At 49.6% G+C, this 23,662-nt stretch carries 4 protein-coding genes; 2 read left to right on the top strand and 2 right to left on the bottom strand.

Going from position 1 to position 23,662, the window contains the following annotated elements:
• Window positions 1–23: 23 nt before the first annotated feature.
• Window positions 24–8,000, bottom strand: a complete 7,977-nt coding sequence (locus ACO6VG_RS02190) for an AAA family ATPase (RefSeq protein ID WP_422472495.1) — start codon at window positions 7,998–8,000, stop codon at window positions 24–26.
• A gap of 266 nt (window positions 8,001–8,266) precedes the next feature.
• Here ACO6VG_RS02190 and ACO6VG_RS02185 point away from each other — a divergent pair, with 266 nt between their 5' ends.
• Window positions 8,267–15,490 (top strand): AAA family ATPase, encoded by a 7,224-nt coding sequence (locus tag ACO6VG_RS02185; protein WP_422472493.1) that lies wholly within the window; start codon window positions 8,267–8,269, stop codon window positions 15,488–15,490.
• A 217-nt stretch (window positions 15,491–15,707) separates the two neighbouring features.
• Here the strand turns inward: ACO6VG_RS02185 and ACO6VG_RS02180 are convergent, their stop codons facing one another.
• Window positions 15,708–15,986, bottom strand: coding sequence for a hypothetical protein (locus ACO6VG_RS02180; protein WP_422138965.1), 279 nt, complete (start codon window positions 15,984–15,986; stop codon window positions 15,708–15,710).
• A 239-nt stretch (window positions 15,987–16,225) separates the two neighbouring features.
• Here ACO6VG_RS02180 and ACO6VG_RS02175 point away from each other — a divergent pair, with 239 nt between their 5' ends.
• A complete protein-coding gene (locus ACO6VG_RS02175) occupies window positions 16,226–23,548 on the top strand; it encodes an AAA family ATPase (RefSeq protein WP_422472491.1) in 7,323 nt (2,440 codons plus the stop codon).
• Window positions 23,549–23,662: the final 114 nt, after the last annotated feature.

Raw genomic sequence — 23,662 nt, 5'->3', positions numbered from 1 at the left:
CTTTTTTTCTCTTTTTTTCTTTATCAGGTCTCTAATGACTCATAAAGCGAGATCAAATTCACGCTGCTCAAAAATTCTTTGGCGATGGCTTCCAGCTTACCGGGTTTGAGCACCAGAGCATTACTGACGTTGAGTGCTTGCCTTAAGTAGGCATCTTTAAACCTGTGCTCACATTCGCGAGAGCTATCAATTTCAGACATCATGGCGTATAGCTCTTTTGGTGAGGATGGAGCATGAGTGCCATAGTTGTCGCTCTCCTGAGTCTCAGACCCTATGCGAGCTTCGGCCCAACAATACATTAAGCTACTGCCTTTCGAGTGTGTTACTCCATACAGGTAATGACAGAAGGCCTGTTGAACCGCTTTCTTGCATTTGTCTTTTAAATGATTCAAAAGTTCTTCGTCCTTTAATGACGAATTAAGGGTCTCTAAACTAAGGGTGTAATTATTCAGGAGTTCATTCCGTTTTTTCTCATATTCCTCTTTTTGAGCCTGAGATTGTGTATTGCCCCCAGCTTCCCTGAATGCTTTGTTCAATGCTCGCACGTTATTGGCGCATTGATCACGGTTTGCATGATTTTTATTGATTCTTTCCAATACCTGCTTCAAATCGGGGGTGTTCTTAATTTTTAGTTGAAACAGGGCTTTGATTTTTTCATTACTCACACTGTCTTTCCAGGAAGGTTGCCCCAGGATAATTACCGGACGGTGGTTTGTCTGCCCTGAGATGAACTTCGAAAATGCGGGTTGTTGCGCCAGCATTCGTTCTATATCAGGAACTCCCTCAGGTTGTTCCGTCCAGGCACTTTTTACAGATTGACTGGCAATGTTCTCTTCAAGCAGTCGCGAAAACCCGCCATGACGATGTTCGACGAACATGACATCACCTTCTCTCTCCAGGAAGTCTTTATAAGCTAACTGCCATACCTGGTTATTTTTTTCCCTGGACAAAAATTCCTGATACCACTTTTTCAGGCAACGGGTGGCTTTAACCTTCAGTGCATCGATTTTTTGCAGACGCACCAACAGATCGTGATGTTCATGAGCCCCCACCATATCGGTCGGCAGTGGATCCAGCCAACCCAATGTCAGTGCTTCATGGGCAAGGCGAATAGTCGAACTATTTATACAAGGGAATTTCAGTATATCCACTATTGCACTCAACCACTTTTGTGGGCTTACTCCGGCCTGAACAATCAATTTTGAATGGAGTGACTTGAGTGGTTCAGTGACCTGATCTTCATGCCTGAAGATCAATAATTCTTTTACTGCTTCTGACACAGGTTTAGGGTTATGCCTATCGCCGCGAATAATATGACTGGGAGGCAGATTCTCGTGACCAGTCCAAAGACTATTAATGAGAGATTTATCGTCGTAGTCGAACCAAGGCTTACTATCGGGAAATCCATTCTTGCGATTGGGGTGAGTCTCACTACTGAGCAGTTCATGCTTGACATCGCTCAATTCTTTTGTATCCAGCGACTCAATCATTGCGACGCCCAATGAAAAACTGGCTAAATCTTTTCGCCTCCAAAGTTCCTTCAGTACTTCGAGAGTGTCTAGTTGGGATACCGGCAATGTAGTGTCTTGCTCAAGGGCTTTGCTCAATTCCTCAGGGCTCAAACCAATGGCTTGAGCCAGAGCTGCCTTTTGTGCTAAATCAGCACCTTTCAGGATATCCTTGATTTTCTTCGACTGAGTGCCAGAACCTCTGACCTGCTTGCGAGGCTGGAACTTGGACAGGATGTTTATATCCCGGGTAGGCGCCCCGCCCAAATCCGCTGACTCCCAGGTTTGGCCTCTATCTGCAGAAAACTCTGCAAAGGCATGGGTATAGCTTCTGATTTTCCGACATGGAATCCCAAAATAACGACAAAGAGCAACAAACACAGGCACACGATGACGACAGCGCCCCTGCCGTTGTGTTACCAGGAAGTGAAAGTAATTTTCCGTTTTTTTCGGCTCAGCCTTACCGGAAAACTGTTTACAATAGTCCCTGATCGCCATAATGCGTTGCCTTGTATTTTTGGCGTCTTTTATGTTCTGCAAAGGTATCTGTACTTCGGTTGGTTGCCCCTTAATGTTATCAAACACTTCCTTCAGTACGCTTCTCATCCCTTCTGAACAGCGGGTGTCAAAACGTGTTGATTGTGCGGGTCGGACTTCTTCAACAGGTGTTTTTTTGCCCGCTTTTCTGGATTCTACGATATAAGCCAATTCAATATTCTGGTTGTCTTTGGCTTCCGGAATAAACAGTGTGTGAAGCCCGGTATATCGATCCCTGAGCAGGGTATATGAAAAACCGGGTTTCATACGCAGGGCCACGATATAGTCTTTAGTCGTCAGGCTGGGCAATTCAAGTTGACCATTTTTTGATGGCCAGGTAAAAGTTGCCAGCGTTTGATCTCTGGCCAATATCACTTCCTGGTCAGGCTCTGGCAACCTTGCAGGTACGAGGACTTCGGCTCCCTGTATGTGTTGATCATTAATACTGATCTGTTTGACATTGCCCTCAGGAGACACATAAACATCCTCTGCCCACAGGCGCATCATTGCGGAAGGAAACTGCGTCGTATCAAAAATTTTATATTCCTTAACGGTTGGCCTTTCCTGGTTCTCATAATTCGTTTTCCGGTCCAACTTCGGAGCCTTTTCCAGGTGGGCCTCTGGAAGGTATTTTTCAGGAGTTTTATCAGCGCTGGCAGCCAACGTTTTGTTAACAGGTTGTGGTTCATGGTTCGTTCTCTGATCCAGTGCCGGAGCCTGTTGCTCCTGAACTTTTGGCATGTTTTGTTCAGGCGCTTTATCAGAGCTGATAGTCGATACTTCATTAACGGGTTGTGGCTCACGGTTCGTTCTCTGATCCAGTGCCGAAGCCTGTTGCTCCTGAATTTTTGGCAAGTTTTGTTCAGGCGCTTTATAAGCGCTAACAGCTGGAGTTTCGTTAATAAAATCGTCTACCAAATGGTTCAGCAGACCACTGATTTGACGCCAGAATGCAGGCCACCATTGAACTTCACCGGCTTCCCATGCTTCTATCCGCTGATCAGCTGTCTGAAGATAAGGCTGGTTAATAGACAATTTCAGCGTTTGTGACTCTTCTTCCGTCAGGGGGAATAGGCTACTGGCGTCCACGCCCGACTGGCCAAACTGACGATCAAACCAGCATTGCTGCCAGTGTCGGTAAAGTGCCCGGGTGAGAATGTCGTCCGACTCGTCCGGCTTCAGGGAAAGACCGGATGCCTGCCATTTTGCCTGAGCTATCCCCTTGATGATTTCCGTTTTGGCTTCCTCCGGAGTCAGTTGGGTCTTAATACGAATTTCATGGTTTTTTTCATCAATACTGTTGCAATCACTTTTTCGTATCAGCCACGGACGACTAATGCCCGATACCGTTTGATTGAACCAACGGCAAAGTCCGGAACTAAATTCACTTTTCTCCATGGCAAGAGCCGGTGACTCGTGGAGTTTCTCCAGTGATATATCGGCGGCCATCAGGTAAAGCCGGTAGTGCTGATTGAGGCATTGATGAACGGCTTTTTCGCTAAAATCGCCTCCTGCGAGGACGGCCCTGGCGACATTTTGTAAATCGAGGCTGGTCGGCTGCAATGGCAGTTTTCTGCCTTGCAGATGAGCCCTTAAAAGACAATGTTTTTCTGTTAGCTTTTTAGCGGCGGATGTCCCTTCTGAGGACTCTGGCAACACTTTCCCGGCGATGGTTTGTAATTCTGCCGGGTTGTATTGCCGGATGGGCAAATGTCGAAAACGCCCTTTCAGCGCCGGTGATAAGGGTTTTCGCCCGCTGTATTCTGGCGGGTTTATGGTGGCGAACAGGTGGAAGCCCGGATGGGCGTCACCGGCCAGAATATCGTTTAACTCACCTTCCAGATGTTGGCTGTCGATCAGGTTCATTTCTGAAATCACCACGATGCCGCCTTCCAGTTTTGCTTTCTGGATTACTTCACACAGTTGCTCCCAGGAACAATCACAGGCATTCAGTAGATGGACCTCTGGCATGGGTTCTTGCCTTAGTCTGGCCCGCTGTTTGGCGCTTTCAATCACCAGGTTCAGCGTGGCATCCTTACCCCGTCCGGCCGGGCCTTCAATCAGGGTCGCCTGACGGCCATCGTGTTTTATCTTGCGATGATAAGCCTGCTGACAGCGACTTAAATCCTGTCCAAGCTGTTGCGCCAGTTCAATGACTGCCGATCCGGAGGTATCAAACTCAGGTCGGTTTTTGTCGGTGTATTCCATGAAGGGCTGCTGTATATCATTCAGGTTCTGTGTACGAACTTTGTCGTTCAGGGTGTTGTCCAGTTGATAACGGGCAGCAAACCAGATTTCCAGTGCCAAAAGGGCATCCTGATGAGTCTCGGTGATTTCAGGACCCAGCACATCCCGAAAACTTTGCCGGATCAGACTGTTCACTTGCTTACAGCTAACACTGTCTCCTTTAGATAATCCACGGTCCAGATACCAGCCCACCCAACTGCAGATATCCGTTAAATCCCTGGGGGTAAACTCATGCTCGGGCAACAGTTCCTGATAGTACCGCCAAAGTGCCATCACACTCTCGGTGGCTTCATGTGCAATCTTGTTGATTTGGTCGTAGTCCTGCAGATGCCGTTGTAGCTGCCTGACCAGAGCCGGTTCCACTACTCTGTCCCGAAGGAAAGCCTGGTCCAGGCGGGGATAGTAAGCCCTGGACAGTTTCTCTTTCAGGGCCGGGTCGAGCTGGCGCCCGGCGTAATGATTCGGGTTACCGGTGAGAATCACCCGGTGTTTTGGGCCGACCTTGACAGGTTGACCGTCTATATAGATACAGGGTTCTGGTTCCCATAAGCCATTCAATGATGCCAGCAACCCTGCTTTGGCCAGGTTGGCTTCATCCAGTACCAGGGTGACATAGTGTCCGTCTTTGTCGGACGGGGTATTGGCCCATTCCATCAGAGCCCGGTTTTGCTGTGCCATAGAGCGATCGCCATCGGCGTACTTTTTCCAGTACCAGTGTTTCATCAGGGTCTGTTCGCTGTCGGAAGGTCCAAGGGAAATGACCGCAGCCTGTCCTGAGGCCTTTGCCATTTTGGCGGAAAAGTAGCTTTTCCCGGTGCCGGTTTCTCCCTCAAGGAATAGAACGGGAGAGTCCGTAAGCCGGTCATGGAGCCGGGATAATCGACGGATTTCACGATCCTCCTGACTCATCTCGCCGTGATAAAGATCCTGGGCCAGTGCTGACAATGGCCTATAAGCAAAACCCGGCTGTAGCGAATCGGACAGTCGATTTTCTATGCGTTCAATGCGTTCTGCGGGACTCTCTGTGACATATTCTCCTCTGGCAATGTGGAAACAATCGATGGCCAGGGCGTGAATGGCATCGGATCGGGTCTGCCCCGGTAGTAAAGGTAAGTGCCAGCCGCAAGCCAGTGCATCTTGCAAACGTTTAATCTGCCTTGCTGGCCTGATGGCCAACGATTGCCAGGGCTTTGCTGCCGCCGGACTTATTTCCAACTGATACGCTATGGCATCTCGTTGATGTTCGGGCACATGGGCCAGAATTATGGCAGAGAGCCTGTCGAGAACGTCTGCTTCACTCCACTCTGGAAATGGACTTTTATAGGACAGTCGTAATTCGTTACCTTTAAATACTGCCGGGTCAAAGGCTCTGGCCAGTGACCACAGGTTCTGTTCCACAAACACTCTATTCAATGGCAGGGCACTGTTGATGATGGCGTTTAACCGATCCGGGTCTACCGAGGCGGTTTGATCCTTATCCGGTTTCTCATCAGCATCCGGCATCTTATCCGGTAACAACTGCCAGCAGGCCACTTTCATAAAATCACGCACGGACTGATGCTGGCGGGTGCCATGGGTGACGACGCTATCGATGGCCTTGCGCCAGTGGCGAGGTAAAAGCTGTGAGGCATGGTCAACCTGCTGTGCTCGTTGGGCTGCCAGTATCAGGTTATTCAACAACCCTTTGGTCATTTCAGGCAAAGGGTTACAAAGGCCGCAAGGGACGGTTTCAAACGCTTGGTAAAGTTGCTTAAGCGCTTGTTCTGGCAGTTCAGTCCGAGAGATACCATGCTTGTGGGCATTGATATCCCAGAGATCGACCTCGGGACACGGCTTACCCGCAGCAACCAGCGAACGAAATACTGGCGATGGGCTTATCGCAGACTCAGGCCAGAGCAGGGTGACATGAGCCCGGGGGTAGGCCTGTAATTGGCCATTGATCAGCAGAGGCTGACCCATCATCAGAGGTTCCAACAGCTGCGCCAGGGATGGATTTCGTTCGAGCCCCAGGAATGCCACTGGCTTGCCAGCAATTAATGCCTTCTGCAATTCACTCTGGCATCGTTCAAAATACGCCTTTTGTTCTGAGGTGATATAGAGATTATCAAATAGCTGACTTAAACAAGTCTGTTCATTGACCCGGATGACCAGAGGTGCTCCCCGGTGATCATTGATCCATTGACTTGCCTCAGCATGTTGCCCATAAGTGACTGCTTCAAAGGCATCATGATCTTTGATTTTTTTCTGTTGCTGATGGCTCCCGAACAAAGGGCGCTCATCTGTTTCTGTCAATCCCAGAGCTTCCGGCTGCTGTTTCCAGTGGGCTACCTGAAGTCGGGGCTCCAGGCCGGTGGTCGCGCGAATAGTCGCCAATGAGCCCAGCAAACGAAACCAGAGTGCCTCAGCGAGGGGCGAGGTTACAGTGACGACACCACCCTCTCGAACCTGTTCCAACAGACAGGTGTTTGGGACTGCATAGCCTTCCGGGGCAATGGCAATGGGGTTCAGCCATTGGGCAATATTACTCTGGTTAATAATGATCGGGCTTCCTGACGCGTTCTCTCTGTTGTCATCTTCTTTGACACCTTCTCTGGTAAGAGAGTGGGACAGACTTTGGAACAGTGAATGAAGCTCGTCATCCCCTACCGGCATCTGGTAAAACTGAACATCGTCGGGTAACGGACAGATCTTGCCATTGCTTTCAAAACACTTTTTCGCCAGCATCTGCCGAATCGTCTGTTCAAAGGCCAGATCACGGCAGTTGGCCCCTTTCAGAATCACCCGTTGTCCAGCTTTCAAACACTCAAGCCTGCCGGGGATGTGCCGGATTCGCCCCTCTTGATCCACTCCGGGACCGCCCAGGAGCAACTGTCGCCAGTGACCGTGTAAATGACAGTCAATTAAAACGGTATTGTCGTCTTCCATAGCACTTTCGGCAGAGGGGAGTTCAGTCAATACCGGAGGAACTTTATCGATATCCATCGATGGATCATTACCGGTCTGTGCCTTGAACTGCCAGGTATTTCCCGGACGATTAATTCGCCGCCAGAAATCGGCACCCGGAGCGCCGACCGCCGGAGCGCCGTCAAGCCTGCCAACCGACCTCAACTGTTCAGGGGCTGCCAGGACCAATAGAGAAACATGCCCGCCAAGGGGGCGTTTTTTCTGGCTGATTTTGTCGTACAGACAGGGGGTATCCGGGTTCAGTAAATCGTTGAATTTGGGCAGTTCTTCGCTGGTGAGCTGTCGGATATCTATCATCAGAGTAAATGGCTGTGAACCTTCAAACAGTTTGCCCGAGCGCAAAGTATGACGACCCTCTTCGGAAATGCTCAGCCGACTCACCAGGTTAGCCTGTGAGAGGTCATCGGGGTGGGAAATAACAGTAACATCTTCATTACAGGTTATGGCAGTCAAAAGCTGCCGAACTTCATCATCACTGGCGACAAAACGAAAATCGAAGGAATGAGTTGCCTTTGGCAGCGAGGAATCCGTTGAAGAAACGGTTCTGACTTTGTCAGGCACCGTCTCCAAAAATGGCGATCTGTTTAGTTTGGACCTTACTTCAGAGCAGCTTCTTACAGTCTTCTCTTGTTCTGATAATAAATCCAGCTTTGCTATCTTGGCTGCCACGCCATGCCCGCCATGATCAAGAAGGTTAGGATCCAGAGCGTGTTTTTTTGTACCTCCATCAATCTGACCATCCATAGTCAATCTCCTTACTGCGATCTGAAGAACCAAGTTGAAGTTGTTATATAATTTGACCTTAAGATTAAACGTAAGTTCCATTTAAATAGAGAGCCGCAACCATGGCAGATGCGACGGCCTCACCTGATTCAGTGCAGCCGAACAGCAGGCTGGGCAACCCTACAGAGGGGTAACAGTCAAAATCGAACTTTAATCCCATCCTAAGGTCAAACAATCAATCAGTTTCAATACAGTTCTTCAAAAGACATCAGGAAGGGAGATTGACCATGGATGGTGGAATAAGGGAAATAAACAAATCGGTTTTTGATAGTGGCTCTGATACTGGCGTACCATCCAAGAAACCAAAGCTGGAATTATCAGCAAATGATGTCGGGATCTGCTCTGATGTCATGGCCAAACTCAATGTATCATCACCTCAGATTCAGTCACCTGACACGGCAAGAACCGTATCCTCAACAGATTCCTCATTCTGCAAGACCCCTCATGCCTTCGATTTTCGTTTTGTCACCAATGATGATGACGTTCGTCAGCTTTTAGTGGCCCAGACCTGCGATGAACATCGGGATGTCACCCTTATTTCCCATCCCGATGACCTCTCACAGGCTAACCTGGTGAGCCGTTTGAGCATTTCCGGCGAGGGTCGCCACACCCTTTATCCGGGCAAACTGTTTGAAGGTTCACAGCCACTCACACTGGTGATCGATATCCGAAAGCTCACCAGCGAAGATCTGCCCAAATTTAACGACCTGTTGGACCCGGATAACCCCTGTCTGTACGACAAAGTCAGCAAGGAGAAGCGCCCCCTGGGCGAGCATGTTGCTCTGCTGGTGCTGGCAGACCCTGAACAGTTGAGGTCGGTTGGCAGGCTTGACGACGCACCGGGGGCTGACTTCTGGCGGCGAATTAATCGACCGGACAATACCTGGCAGTTGGACGCAAAAACCGGCAATGCCCCATCGTTGGAGATCAACGAGGTTCCACCGCTACTGGCTGAACTCCCCTCTGCCGAAACTGCCATGGACGACAATACCTTTCTAATTAACTGCCACTTGCACAATCACTGGCGACAGTTGCTGCTGGGCGGCCCCGGTGTGGATAAACAGGGGCGAATCCGGCATATCCCCGGCAGGCTTGAGTCATTGAGGAGCGGACAGCGGGTGATTCTGAAAGGGGCCGACTGGGGAGACCTGGCCTTTGAACAGACCATTCGACAGATGCTGGCGCACCAGTGCTTTGAGAGTAATGGGGAGATCTGTCCATTACCCGACGATGTTCAGTTTTATCAGATGCCGGTTGGCGATGACGAGCTTTATTCACTGTTCCAAAACCTGTCACACTCTCATGAAAAAAACTGTGAAAAAGAATTTGATAAAAAGCACGCACCTCAAAACCCGATCATCATTAACCGGAATAATATCAGGGACTGGCTGAGCCCCATTGCCATTCACCCGGAAGGCATTGCAGTTCCCAATACCAGCCTGCTGGAACAGGTTCGGGCCGGTGGTGCAGTCACCGTCACCTCTCCCCTGACTGAGGCTCTCTGGTTTCGTTTGCTGGGTTCATTGCAGACGATTCGCGAGACAACCGGCGTAGAGCCCCTGCTTCAGGTAGCTCATTCAAAACATCAGCCGAAAGCTTTGGGATTGGCAGAAAATGATGAGCAGCCTCTGTCTAATCTGCTGGGAAAAATGAGGGCTCGCTCCGCCTTTAATACCTTCACCTATCAGCAAGCTGCCCAGGCCAGCCATTGGCTCAATAATCATCCGGAAGCCCCTCTGGTGATTCGGGTCAATGAACAGACCAGTTTCAGCCAGCTATTTGATAATATCCATATCACCTCGGAACAAAAGGCCTATTTCGGACGCCGTCAGAGTAAATTGCAGGAGGCATTGACCGCTGGCCAGCCGGTGCTATTGCGGGGGCTGGAAACTAATCCAATGCTTCAGCAGCTTCTGGAGCCTCTGGTTGTTGGCCAACCTCTGTTGGTGAATGGCCAATTACAGACCTATCCACAAGCTCATGTCACAATGCTCTGGCCTGAGTCTGTAAAAAGCCCATCTTCAATATTTCGTTCGATGGTTGCCAAGGGTAAGTCCTGTCCTGAGGTGGATCTCTGGGAGATCAATGCCGTCAAGCATAAAATCTCCCGGGCTGAGCTGCCAGAACAGGCGCTTAATAAACTTTACCAGGCGTTTGAAACCGTACCTGCTCATCTTTGTAACCCGCTACCAGAAATGACCGAAGGGTTGTTGCAAAACCTGATACTGGCTGCCCGGCGGGCACAGCAGCTTGACCAGTCCTTACAGCTCCTGCCCCGCCACTGGCGCAAGGCCATCGATAGCGTTATCACCCATGGCACCCGGCAGAACCCATCAGTACGGGATTTTATGAAAGTGGCCTGCTGGCACTTGTTACCGGATAAGACGCCGGATGAGGATCAAACGGCTTCGGTGGACCCGGATCGTTTAAACGCCATCATCAACAGTTCCCTGCGGTTGGATAGAAAGTTTGTCAGGCAGAACCTGTGGCAACTGGCCAGAGCCCTGGATCCGGCAGTATTTAAAGGTACCGAATTACAACTGGCCTATGAACATCCATTTCCAGCATGGGGCGAAGAAAACGTTCTCGACAGGCTCTGTGCCATGATCCTGGCCCATAGGCCTGAAAAACAACGAGATGCTTTAGCCTATCAGTTCGAAATTGATCCGAAGGCAGCAGAAGAACATCCACCGTTAGCCATCAGACCATCAAGACAGATTAAACGTTTACAGGATGCACTGGCTTCTGGCTGGCAGTTAATTTTGCCATCGGGGCAGACCCGATCTGATGCCCTTCATGCTTTGGCCAGCGATTGTTTTCATGGGGCCAGAACAGCGAATTCCAAGACAGAAGACATTGAACGTATAAAACGTCGACTGTCTGAATCACTGATATGGCAAGGCTCCGCCGATATGCCCTTGTCAGCACTGGCCCGGGATCTTTATCACGGCGAGATAAGTCAGAAGGATCGTGAAAGTCGTCGATTATCCCGACTCTATGACCGGCTTACCGACTCTCCTGTTATCTTCCTGCAGGGAGAAACCGGCACCGGGAAAAGTTACTTTTCCGCCAAAATGGCGAAAGCTTCAGGACAGGCTTCGGTGATTTCTCTTGGACCTTCCGACAGCGAACAGACCCTGATGAAACGCTGGCAGTGGCAACAACATGCCGATGGCGACCGCTCTATGGTGCAGCAAAACCGGGTGTTGATGGAATGGGCCAGTACTGAATCCGACAAAGACGCAAGCTGTATTGGAGGAGAGTACATTACTCTGGTTCTGGATGAAGCCAATCTGGCCCAGACCGGATTGCTGGCATCATTGAACGGTTTATGGGAACCGCAACCCTGCATCTATGTGAATGGTCATCCTGTCAAGGTCAGCCCAAAACACCGGGTGATTCTCACCGGTAACCCCGATCATTACGCCGGGCGCCAGATGGACCCGGCCCTGAAAGAGAAACTGCCGACAGCTTACTACCCTCGCCTGGACCAGGCATTCCTTCGGGACAGAGTGGTGGAACCAGCTCTCGTCAAGCATTTACAACGGCACCTGCTGGAGCATCAAATAAACGACATTGCACACAGAGCCAGCAACAGCTTGATGGCGCTCTGGCAATATTATCAGGAACTCTTGCCCGAGCATGAGTTTACCCCCAGGGATTTAACCGATATCTGCAGTTGGGTGGGCTGGTATCTGGATCGTGCCCTGCCCGCTCGCGGCAGTGTGACCTGTGAGCAAATAAACAGTTTGATCCAACACAGTTTTCGGGACGTACTGGGGTCGGAAATCACCGAAACTCATCAGGATGCCCTGTCAGCACTGGAAATCTGGTTTGCTGCCCGCTACCACCCGAACAATACCCTGAGCAACAAAGTTCATGACCACACCCTGCAAGATATGCAGCAAACCTTCAGTACAGTCAGCAGAGAAATCCGACCAGACTTTGATACCTCCGGATCGGCAGTCTGTGAGCTGGTGCAATGGCTTGGACAGGATTTAAGCCGCTGTCAGCAGGCTTATCACCTCAACAGAAAACACGGCGGTCGTCAGGCAACACTGATTGAAGGCCCGGCGGGACGGGGCAAGGATGCCACGCTCAACCTGGTGATTGAAAGTGTCAGACAGGAGGCTAAACGACAGGGAGAGTCCATGCCGGAAGTCTTTTACCTGAATGCCTGCGATTGTTCCTGGGACAAAGTGTGTGAAAAGATCCAGAAGGCCAAAATTGAAGGCGGCATCGTGGTGATTTCGGAAATGAACCTGATCGACAGCCAGCATCTGGAAGGTGAGTTAAACGATATTCTGGCCGGTGACGCCCATCCGGGTTTTCACCTGTTTGCCACCATCAACCCGCCTGAGTACAGCGGACGAAAACCCTTATCACCGGCGCTGAAAGGGCGTTTTCGGCATTTGCCGATCCGGCAGTATAACCCGGCAGAACTGCAGGCCATTGCCGAAAAAGTGTTGCCACAGGACCCGCAGGGAAAAATCGCAGCTAAATGGTTGACTGAGAAACACTGTCGTTTAAGAGCTTACCTGCAACGGAGAAAACTCCCGTTGCAGCCAACCAGTCTTGATCTACAGAATGTCGCCAGAGCGGTTAACAGAGGGGGTGATTTTAGCGATAAAGCACTCCATCAATACCTCAATCAGCACTACCGGCTTTATCTGATGGCCGCCAACAGATCGCTGAAGAAACTACCCGATTTAACGACTCTTGCCATGGGTAAAGGAGCGCCTGAGCCTGAGCTGAGCCATTGGTTCTACCAAACGGTATCGGGCATTGATCGTCCCTGGTTGATTCGACTCAGTGATCGCAACAGCATTGATGAAAAACACCATGAAATCCGTATTAATACCCTTCTGGATAAAGAGGAAGCCAAAACGGAAATTATCAGGCTGGTGGCCCAGGCCAGATGGCTGAAATCCGGTCTTTCCCTGAAGCCGAACCAGTCGGACGATATTCTCAACCGGGCACTGTACCGACACTGTCAGCAACACTGGTTTAACCATGAGTTTGAGCGGACAGGCGTGGATGCTAATAGCGTCTTTCCCCTGACGGAAGAAGAGGAACAAACGCTGAAATTACCCGCTTCCCAGCCTTTTCTTCAGGAAGCTGAACGGCGGATAAGTGCATGGAACTCCAATGCCATTCAATTGTGGCCTGGGTTTTGGCATCAGCTGATGGGTCAGCCAAGCCATTGGGTTGAGGTTTCTGAAAAATACAATTCAGAAGTCCACGAGAAACAGGCTCCGACATTGGACCAGAGCACCAATTATGAGAACCGGCAGGTGCCAAAGGTTATCGATTATAAAATCTTTAATAGTCGGCATCCGTCCCATATGTACCGCTGGTGGGCAAGGGATATTAATGTCACTGTTGAGGGTGACGTCGAACTGATCGACATGAGTGATCAGGACATTCAGAGAGTCGAACCCCTCACGCCTGCACTATTGCCAGAGTATGGTCAGGAAGTGACATTAACCGGATATCAAACGCTGGCGACCCTGAGTTTGCGATCAAAAAATGGTCAATATGCATTGCCCAGCCTGACGCCTGATGACTATATCGTGGCCTTGCGTACCAAACCCGATTTCGACTTTAAACTGGTCAGGGATCGATGTACCGGGCTTCACACACTGACTATTCCAGAGGCCAAAGCCAACCAGAGTATTCTGATCGCTTATATCGTAGAAGAGAGAGAACCGGGCATAAGCTCGCCTGATAAAGAGGCCCTGTCAAAACGATTAACAGCTTCTGACACCCACTGTTCAGAAGGCATGAAAAAGGTACTGAACGATTTGTTTTCACCCACCAGCCAACACCCAACCGAATCACAGGAGCTTTTGCAGGCCATAAAAAACGCTAAATCCAAGCTACAACGTATTTGGGCGATCAATCACTATTGCAGACAATTTTCCGGTAAGTCTGAACCAGAGGAAAGTCAGAATTTCTTTCAATTCCTGGTAACAGAGCGGCAAGGTAGCTGTCGTCATCGTGTGCCTGTTTTTGTTGCTTTGTGTCGTTACTTTGGGATTCCCTGTCGGCAAATAGACAACTCTGTCCACTGCTTTGCCGAGTATTCCGAAGATGGCGGCCAAACCTGGGTATCGTTGGATTTAGGCGGGGCCCCTCTGCAGACAATAGAAATCAGACCTGACTTCCAACCCACCGGGAACTTCGGTAATTACGACAGGGCATCAAAGAAGATCAGGAATCTGCTGAAAGATCTTCTGAAAAGTGCTGATTCAGCTCAACAGCAAGCTCTGGCCATGGTGCTTGGCATGAACCTTGAGGCACTGAAAATAGCCCTTGAGACAAACCGTGCATTTCGGCAAGCCCATATGACTGTTTCCGAAATGGTAGAGAGACTTTGGTTGCAAAAAGATTTAGCCGGATTTTCCATGGGCGTCTTAATGCTGGAGTCACTAGCGACAGAAGCATTGGGCGATGACGAGAAGGCATTGGCCGGTTCTGGATTTGGAAACGTTTATGACGAAAGGCCGATGTCGGACGCAGTAAAAGCAATATTGTCCAACAGTGATGAAGATCAGGTCAGTGAACCACTCAAGTCATTACACTCAAAAATCATTGTTCAGGGCGGAGCAAGCCCTCACCCGTGGTTGAAGGCAATGCTGGATATTCTGAACTCAGCCGGACCTTCGGTTATTCTCTTTGCCCGTGAGGCCATGGCATCGGGTTGGCTTGATCCACTGCCGTACGATAAGAATTATCCCAAGCTGGCCCGTAAACTTCATGATCAATTGGTGGGTCTTAAATACTTCGATGAACTGAAAGTTGAAGCCGACCATTGCCTGAAAAAGTGGTATCAGGCGTTCTTGTCCAGGGAAAAAAATAGCCAGTCATGGCAATTGTTTTATAAACGCTTGCGAAAGAAAACAAGTGATATCTCCACCTTTTTCATCACTCATGGTCATGATGGGTTTTCGTCATTCCTTGAAGGTAAAATTACCAACTCATCCGTAGAGACCGCCTGGACGGACAATCCTGAGGGCATTCCGAATATAGAACGAATGCTGGTGCACAACCCTGCATTTGTGCAGTTAATTTCCGGCAAGGCAAACCATCGTCCGGTGATTATCACAGGAAAACCTGACTGGGACGAAACATTGATCAGAGACAAGATCAAAGCCCTTTGTCGACAAAAAGTTGAGAAACGCCCTGACTTGCAGCCGTTAGGGGAGGAAAAACTTGTGGATAATTTAAAAGACAAGTGCAAGCAAGCGATTCAGCAGGCCTACAGTCATTATCTGTATGAATTAACGCACTCGAAAGGCGGTAGTTTAACGTATTGCTGGATTGATGCTTTCAGCTGGGGGACCAAGGATAGAGGCAACTATGGCACTCACGATCCCTCTTCACCAGGAGAGCTTTACAGCATGATGTCAGAAATAGATACCTATTCCTCTATATACGACAGTATTTAGTATACCTACCTGAAGCAGGCACTCAACGTCACTAACGCTCTGGTGCTCGGACCCGTTGATATGACAAAAATTGCCGAAGAGTTTTTGAGTACCGTGAATTTGAATTCGCTTTGTGACGCACTGGATAGCTAAATGAATCCCGGCCTCACTCCCGATGTTCTTCCGGTACCCTGACTCTTGCCTCGGGGCTCGTACTGACTGACCTATGTTGTTTTTGCTAGTCGAGCTTATTGAAGATCTGGATTAGCATGTCTTCAATCTTGTCAAAACGTCGGTCATGATCCTCTAAATACATTTCAATCTTGTCAAAACGCTGGTCAACCTGCTTGAAACGCTGTTCAATCTTCGCAAATTTCCGGTCATGTATTTTCAGATGAATCTCTAATTGCTGATGTGTCCGAAGCATAAACGATAGGGTATCGCTCAAGCTTGCGGTCACTTTCTCCCATTTGTCTTGCCGTTCTTCCAGTACCGTGACTCTTGCCTCAAGGCTCATACTGACTGTCCTATGCGATTTTTTGTTTGAGCGTTGAGAATAGCAGTTGAAAGGAAGGCTGCAACTTGCTCCCTGTTGGAGTTTCACCTCGTTCCCAGGCTCTGCGTGGGAGCAGGTAAACAGCAGGCTGGACAACCCTACAGAGGGGTAACAGTTAAAATGGAACTTTAATTACACCTCAAGGTCGAAACATTAAAAATTTCAACGCAGTCCTTCAGATGTCAGGGGAGAAATTGACTATGGATGGCCGAATTAACAAATCGGTTTTTGATACTGGCGTACCATCCAAAAAACCAAAGCTGGAATTACCGCCAAATGATGTCGGGATCTGCTCTGATGTCATGACCAAACTCAATGTATCGTCACCTCAGATTAAGTCACCCGACTGGACAAGAACCGTATCCTCAACGGATTCCTTACTCTGCAAGACCCCTCATGCCTTCGATTTTCGTTTTGTCACCAATGATGATGACGTTCGTCGGCTTTTAGTGGCCCGGACCTGCGATGAACATCGGGATGTCACCCTTATTTCCCATCCCGATGACCTCTCACAGGCTAACCTGGTGAGCCGTTTGAGCATTTCCGACGAGGGTCGCCACACCCTTTATCCGGGCAAACTGTTTGAAGGTTCGCAGCCACTCACCCTGGTGATCGATATCCGAAAGCTCACCAGCGAGCATCTGCCCAAATTTAACGACCTGCTGGACCCGGATAACCCCTGTCTGTACGACAGAGTCAGCAAGGAGAAGCGCCCCCTGGGCGAGCATGTTGCTCTGCTGGTGCTGGCAGACCCTGAACAGTTGAGGTCGGTTGGCAGGCTTGACGACGCACCGGGGGCTGACTTCTGGCGGCGAATTAATCGACCGGACAATACCTGGCAGTTGGACGCAAAAACCGGCAATGACCCATCGTTGGAGATCAACGAGGTTCCACCGCTACTGGCTGAACTCCCCTCTGCCGAAACTGCCATGGACGACAATACCTTTCTAATTAACTGCCACTTGCACAATCACTGGCGACAGTTGCTGCTGGGCGGCCCCGGTGTGGATAAACAGGGGCGAATCCGGCATATCCCCGGCAGGCTTGAGTCATTGAGGAGCGGACAGCGGGTGATTCTGAAAGGGGCCGACTGGGGAGACCTGGCCTTTGAACAGACCATTCGACAGATGCTGGCGCACCAGTGCTTTGAGAGTAATGGGAAGATCTGTCCATTACCCGACGATGTTCAGTTTTATCAGATGCCGGTTGGCGATGACGAGCTTTATTCACTGTTCCAAAACCTGTCACACTCTCGTAACAAAAACTGTGAAAAAGAATTTGATAAAAAGCACGCACCTCAAAACCCGATCATCATTAACCGGGATAATATCAGGGACTGGCTGAGCCCCATTGCCATTCACCCGGAAGGCATTGCAGTTCCCAATACCAGCCTGCTGGAACAGGTTCGGGCCGGTGGTGCAGTTACCGTCACCTCTCCCCTGACTGAGGCTCTCTGGTTTCGTTTGCTGGGTTCATTGCAGACGATTCGCGAGACAACCGGCGTAGAGCCGCTGCTTCAGGTAGCTCATTCAAAACATCAGCCGAAAGCTTTGGGATTGGCAGAAAATAATGAGCAGCCTCTGTCTTACCTGCAGGAAAAAATGAGGGCTCGCTCCGCCTTTAATACCTTTACCTATCAGCAAGCTGCCCAGGCCAGTCACTGGCTCAATAATCATCCGGAAGCCCCTTTGGTGGTTCGGGTCAATGAACAGACCAGTTTCAGCCAGCTATTTGATAATATCCATATCAGCTCGGAACAAAAGGCCTATTTCGGACGCCGTCAGAGTAAATTGCAGGAGGCATTGACCGCTGGCCAGCCGGTGCTATTGCGGGGGCTGGAAACTAATCCAATGCTTCAGCAGCTTCTGGAACCTCTGGTTGTTGGCCAACCTCTGTTGGTGAATGGCCAATTACAGACCTATCCACAAGCTCATGTCACAATGCTCTGGCCTGAGTCTGTAAAAAGCCCATCTTCAATATTTCGTTCGATGGTTGCCAAGGGTAAGTCCTGTCCTGAGGTGGATCTCTGGGAGATCAATGCCGTCAAACATAAAATCTCCCGGGCTGAGCTGCCAGAACAGGCGCTTAATAAACTTTACCAGGCGTTTGAAACCGTACCTGCTGACCTTTGTAACCCGCTACCAGAAATGACCGAAGGGTTGTTGCATAACCTGATACTGGCTGCCCGGCGGGCACAGCAGGTTGACCAGTCCTTACAGCTTTTACCCCGCCACTGGCGCAAGGCCATCGATAGCATCCTCACCCATGGCACCCGGCAGAACCCATCAGTACGGGATTTTATGAAAGTGGCCTGTTGGCACTTGTTACCGGATAAGACGCCAGATGAGGATCAAACGGCTTCGGTGGACCCGGATCGTTTAAACGCCATCATCAACAGTTCCCGGCGGTTGGATAGAAAGTTTGTCAGGCAGAACCTGTGGCAACTGGCCAGAGCCTTTGATCAGGCAGTATTTAAAGGCATCGAATTACAACTGGCCTATGAACATCCATTTCCAGCATGGGGCGAAGAAAACGTTCTCGACAGGCTCTGTGCCATGATCCTGGCCCATAGGCCTGAAAAACAACGAGATGCTTTAGCCTATCAGTTCGAAATTGATCCGAAGGCAGCAGAAGAACATCCACCGTTAGCCATCAGACCATCAAGACAGATTAAACGTTTACAGGATGCACTGGCTTCTGGCTGGCAGTTAATTTTGCCATCGGGGCAGACCCGATCTGATGCCCTTCATGCTTTGGCCAGCGATTGTTTTCATGGGGCCAGAACAGCGAATTCCAAGACAGAAGACATTGAACGTATAAAACGTCGACTGTCTGAATCACTGATATGGCAAGGCTCCGCCGATATGCCCTTGTCAGCACTGGCCCGGGATCTTTATCACGGCGAGATAAGTCAGAAGGATCGTGAAAGTCGTCGATTATCCCGACTCTATGACCGGCTTACCGACTCTCCTGTTATCTTCCTGCAGGGAGAAACCGGCACCGGGAAAAGTTACTTTTCCGCCAAAATGGCGAAAGCTTCAGGACAGGCTTCGGTGATTTCTCTTGGACCTTCCGACAGCGAACAGACCCTGATGAAACGCTGGCAGTGGCAACAACATGCCGATGGCGACCGCTCTATGGTGCAGCAAAACCGGGCGTTGATGGAATGGGCCAAGACTCCATCCAAGAAGGATGGACACTATGTCACTCTGGTTGTGGATGAAGCCAACCTGGCCAAAACCGGATTACTGGCATCATTGAACGGCTTATGGGAACCGCAACCTTGCATCTATGTGAATGGCCATCCTGTCAAAGTCAGCCCAAAACACCGGTTGATTCTCACCGGCAACCCGGATCATTACGCCGGGCGCCAAATGGACCCGGCCCTGAAAGAGAAGCTGCCCAGGGCTTACTACCCACGGTTAGACCAGGCATTCCTTCGGGACAGTGTGGTGGAACCGGCCCTGGTCAAGCATTTACAACGGCATCTGCCAGAGCAGCAAATAAACGACATTGCACACAGTGCTACCAAAAGCGTAATGGCACTCTGGCAATATTATCAGGAACTCTTGCCCGACCATGAGTTTACCCCCAGGGATTTAACCGATATCTGCAGCTGGGTGGGCTGGTATCTGGATCGTGCCCTGCCCGCTCGCGGCAGTGTGACCTGTGAGCAAATAAACAGTTTGATCCAACACAGTTTTCGGGACGTACTGGGGTCGGAAATCACCGAAACTCATCAGGATGCCCTGTCAGCACTGGAAATCTGGTTTGCTGCCCGCTACCACCCGAACAATACCCTGAGCAACAAAGTTCATGACCACACCCTGCAAGATATGCAGCAAACCTTCAGTACAGTCAGCAGAGAAATCCGACCAGACTTTGATACCTCCGGATCGGCAGTCTGTGAGCTGGTGCAATGGCTTGGACAGGATTTAAGCCGCTGTCAGCAGGCTTATCACCTCAACAGAAAACACGGCGGTCGTCAGGCAACACTGATTGAAGGCCCGGCGGGACGGGGCAAGGATGCCACGCTCAACCTGGTGATTGAAAGTGTCAGACAGGAGGCTAAACGACAGGGAGAGTCCATGCCGGAAGTCTTTTACCTGAATGCCTGCGATTGTTCCTGGGACAAAGTGTGTGAAAAGATCCAGAAGGCCAAAATTGAAGGCGGCATCGTGGTGATTTCGGAAATGAATCTGATCGACAGCCAGCATCTGGAAGGTGAGTTAAACGATATTCTGGCCGGTGACGCCCATCCGGGTTTTCACCTGTTTGCCACCATCAACCCGCCTGAGTACAGCGGGCGAAAACCCTTATCACCGGCACTGAAAGGGCGTTTTCGGCATTTGCCGATCCGGCAGTATAACCCGGCAGAATTGCAGGCCATTGCTGAGAAAGTGTTGCCACAGGAACCGCGGGGAAAAATCGCGGCTAAATGGTTGACTGAGAAACATTGTCGTCTAAGAGCTTACCTGCAACGGAGAAAACTGCCGTTGCAACCAACCAGCCTTGATCTACAGAATGTCACCAGAGCGGTTAACAGAGGGGGGGATTTTAGCGATAAAGCACTCCATCAATACCTCAATCAGCACTACCGGCTTTATCTGATGGCCGCCAACATCTCTCTGGAGGAACTGCCAAAATCATCGGCTCTTGCCATAGGCAAAGGATCGCTTGATCCTGAGCTGAGCGAATGGTTCTACCAAACGGTATCGGGCGTTGATCGTCCCTGGTTGATACGACAAAGTGACCTCAACAGCATTAATGAAAAGCGCCATGAAATTCGTATTAATACCCTTCTGGATAAAGAGGACGCAAAAACAGTAGTTATCAAGATTGTGGCCCAGACCAGATGGCAGGCATCCGGTCTTTCCCTGAAGCCGCGTGAGTCGGACGATATTTTCACACAGGCACTTTACAGACACTGGCAGCAATGCTGGTTCGCTTGTGTGTTTGACCTTACGAACGTGGACGCTAATAGCGTATTTCCCCTGACGAAAGAGCAGGCGCAAACGCTGAAAATGCCGACTTACCAGCGTCATTTTCAGGAGGCCGATAAGCAGATACAGGTATGGAATGCCCATGACGTTGAATGCTGGCCCGCATTTTGGCATCAGATCAGTGATCTGCCGAACCGTTGGGTAAACGATTTTATTAACAAAGCATCCGCTATTAGCGGTGACGACGCTCCTGAACCATACGACCCGGAAGTCGAGGAACAAAAAGCCCCGGCATTGGACCGAAGCACGAACTATGAGGATAAGGAGATAACAAAGGTTGAATATTGTAAAATTTTTGATTCGCTGCATCACCCTAAGATGTATCGCTGGGAGGCATGGGATATTCGTGTCACTGCCAGGGGTGAAATCAAAGAGATCAATCTTGATGGTAAGCACCTTCTGGGAGTCGAAACCCTCACACCTGGGCGGTTGCCAGGGAATGACAGGAAAGTGACATTAACCAGAAATCAAACGCTGGCAACCCTTGAGATATCACCAAAGAACGGTCAATGTCCATTGCCCAGCCTGACGGCCAGTGACTCTATCGTGGCCCTGCATATAGAACCCTGTTTACCATTTAAACTGATCAGGGACCAGTATACCGGGCTTCATACACTGTTTATTCCTCTGGCCGCAGTCGGCCAGAGTTTTCAATGTACTTATGTCGTAGAACCCGCAAAGCCGAGCGGTAAAACGGGTGCTAAAAAAGCCCTTTTTGACGTCCAGTGTTCAGAAGGCATGAAGTCCGTACTGAAGGAGCTGTTTGATAACATCAACGAACAACCCGCCGAAATACAGGCACCGTTGCACAAAATAATAAACGCTAAAGACGTCAGGCAACGAATTAGCGCAATCACGGAATACTGCAAACAGTTCTCCGGTGCAGCTAAACCGGAAGAGAGTGAAAATTTCTTTCGATTCCTGGTAACAAAGCGGCAAGGTAGCTGTCGTCATCGTGCGCCTGTTTTTGTTGCTTTTTGTCGCTATTTCGGGATTCCCAGTCGGCAAATAGAGAGCCTCACGCACGTCTTTGCCGAGTATTCCGTGGATGGAGGCCAATCCTGGGAGTCAGTGGATTTGGGCGGGGCGCCCGTGGAGGCAACAGTAATTATACCTCGCTACAGGAAGCTCAATGATTGGAGCATTAAATCAGAGAAGCTTAAGGATCTCCTGAAAAGTGCTGATTTAGCCCAACAGCAAGCTCTGGCCAGGGCCCTTGAGATGAACCTTGAGGAACTGAAAAAATCCCTTGAGACAAATCGTGCATTACCGCAAGCCAATCTGACTGTTTCCGAAATGGTAAGTAAACTTTTTAAGCAAAAAGATTTAGCCGGTTTTTCCATGGGCGTGTTAATGGTGGAGTCGTTGGATACAGAAGAATTAGGCGCTGACGAGAAAGCATTGGCCTGTTCCGGGTCTGAAAACTTATTTACCAGAAGTCAGATGTGGGAAGCAGTAAAAGCAATATTGTCCAACAATGATGGAGATCAGGTCACTGAATCACTCAAATCATTACACTCAAAAATGATTGTTCAGAGCGGAGTGAGCCCACACCAATGGCTGAGGTCAATGCTGAATATATTGAATACCAACTTAACCGGACCTTCGGTTATTCGCTTTGCCCGTGAAGCCATGGTATCGGGTTGGCTGGACCCACTGCCGAACGATAAGAATTATTCTCATCTGGATTCTGATCTTCATCGGCTATTGGTGCATCTGAAAGGCATCGATGAACTGAAAGTTGAAGCCGCCCATTGCCTGAAAAAGTGGTATCAGGCGTTCTTGTCCAGGGAAAAAAACAGCCAGTCATGGCAATTCTTTTATAAAAGCTTACAAGAGAAAAGAAGTGATACCGCTACCCTTTTCATCACTCACGGTCATGAAGGGTTTTCGTCATTCCTTGAAGGTAAAATTGCCAACTCCTCTTTAGAGACGCACTGGACGAATGAACCTGAGGGCATTCCGAATATAGAACGAATGCTGGTACACAACCCTGCATTTGCGCAGTTCATTTCCGGCAAGGCAAACCATCGTCCGGTGATTATCATAGGAAAACCTGAGTGGTACAACAACGTGATCCATTACAAGGTCGAAGCTCTTCTTAAACAAAAAGTTAATAAACGCCCAGACTTGCAGCCGCTAGAGAAGGAAACACCTATGGATAATTTAAACAAGTGCAGGCAAGCGATTCAGCAGGCCTTCAGTCATTATCTGTATGAATTAACGCACTCGAAAGGCGGTAGTTTAACGTATTGCTGGATCAATGCTTTCAAATGGGGGACCCTGGACAGAGGCAACCATGGCGCTCACGATCCCTCTTCACCGGGAGAGCTCTACACCATGATGTCAGAAATAGATGCCAATTCCCTCATACATGAATGTATTGAGGTTACCTACCTGAAGCAGGCATTCAACGCCACTAACGCTCTGATACTCCAATCCAATGAGCTGACAAAAATTGCCGAAGAGTTTTTAAACAGCATGAATTTAAATTCGCTCTGTGACGCATTTGATATCTGAATGATTCCCGGCTTCACTCCCGTCATTCCCGCAAAGGAGGCTGGACAACCCTACAGAGGGGTAACCGTTAAAATGGAACTTTAAACCCATCCCAAGGTCAAATGATTAAGTAAT

It is taken from the genome of Endozoicomonas sp. ALB032 (assembly GCF_049310125.1).
Taxonomy (GTDB): Bacteria; Pseudomonadota; Gammaproteobacteria; order Pseudomonadales; family Endozoicomonadaceae; genus Endozoicomonas_A.
Note: the sequence above shows the minus strand (reverse complement) of the source record. Positions and strands in the feature narration are given on the sequence as shown.

Coding starts and splice junctions, on each gene's coding strand:
- ACO6VG_RS02190 (WP_422472495.1), bottom strand. CDS start 8,000: ATGGATGGTCAGATTGATGGAGGTACAAAAAAACACGCTCTGGATCCT.
- ACO6VG_RS02185 (WP_422472493.1), top strand. CDS start 8,267: ATGGATGGTGGAATAAGGGAAATAAACAAATCGGTTTTTGATAGTGGC.
- ACO6VG_RS02180 (WP_422138965.1), bottom strand. CDS start 15,986: ATGAGCCTTGAGGCAAGAGTCACGGTACTGGAAGAACGGCAAGACAAA.
- ACO6VG_RS02175 (WP_422472491.1), top strand. CDS start 16,226: ATGGATGGCCGAATTAACAAATCGGTTTTTGATACTGGCGTACCATCC.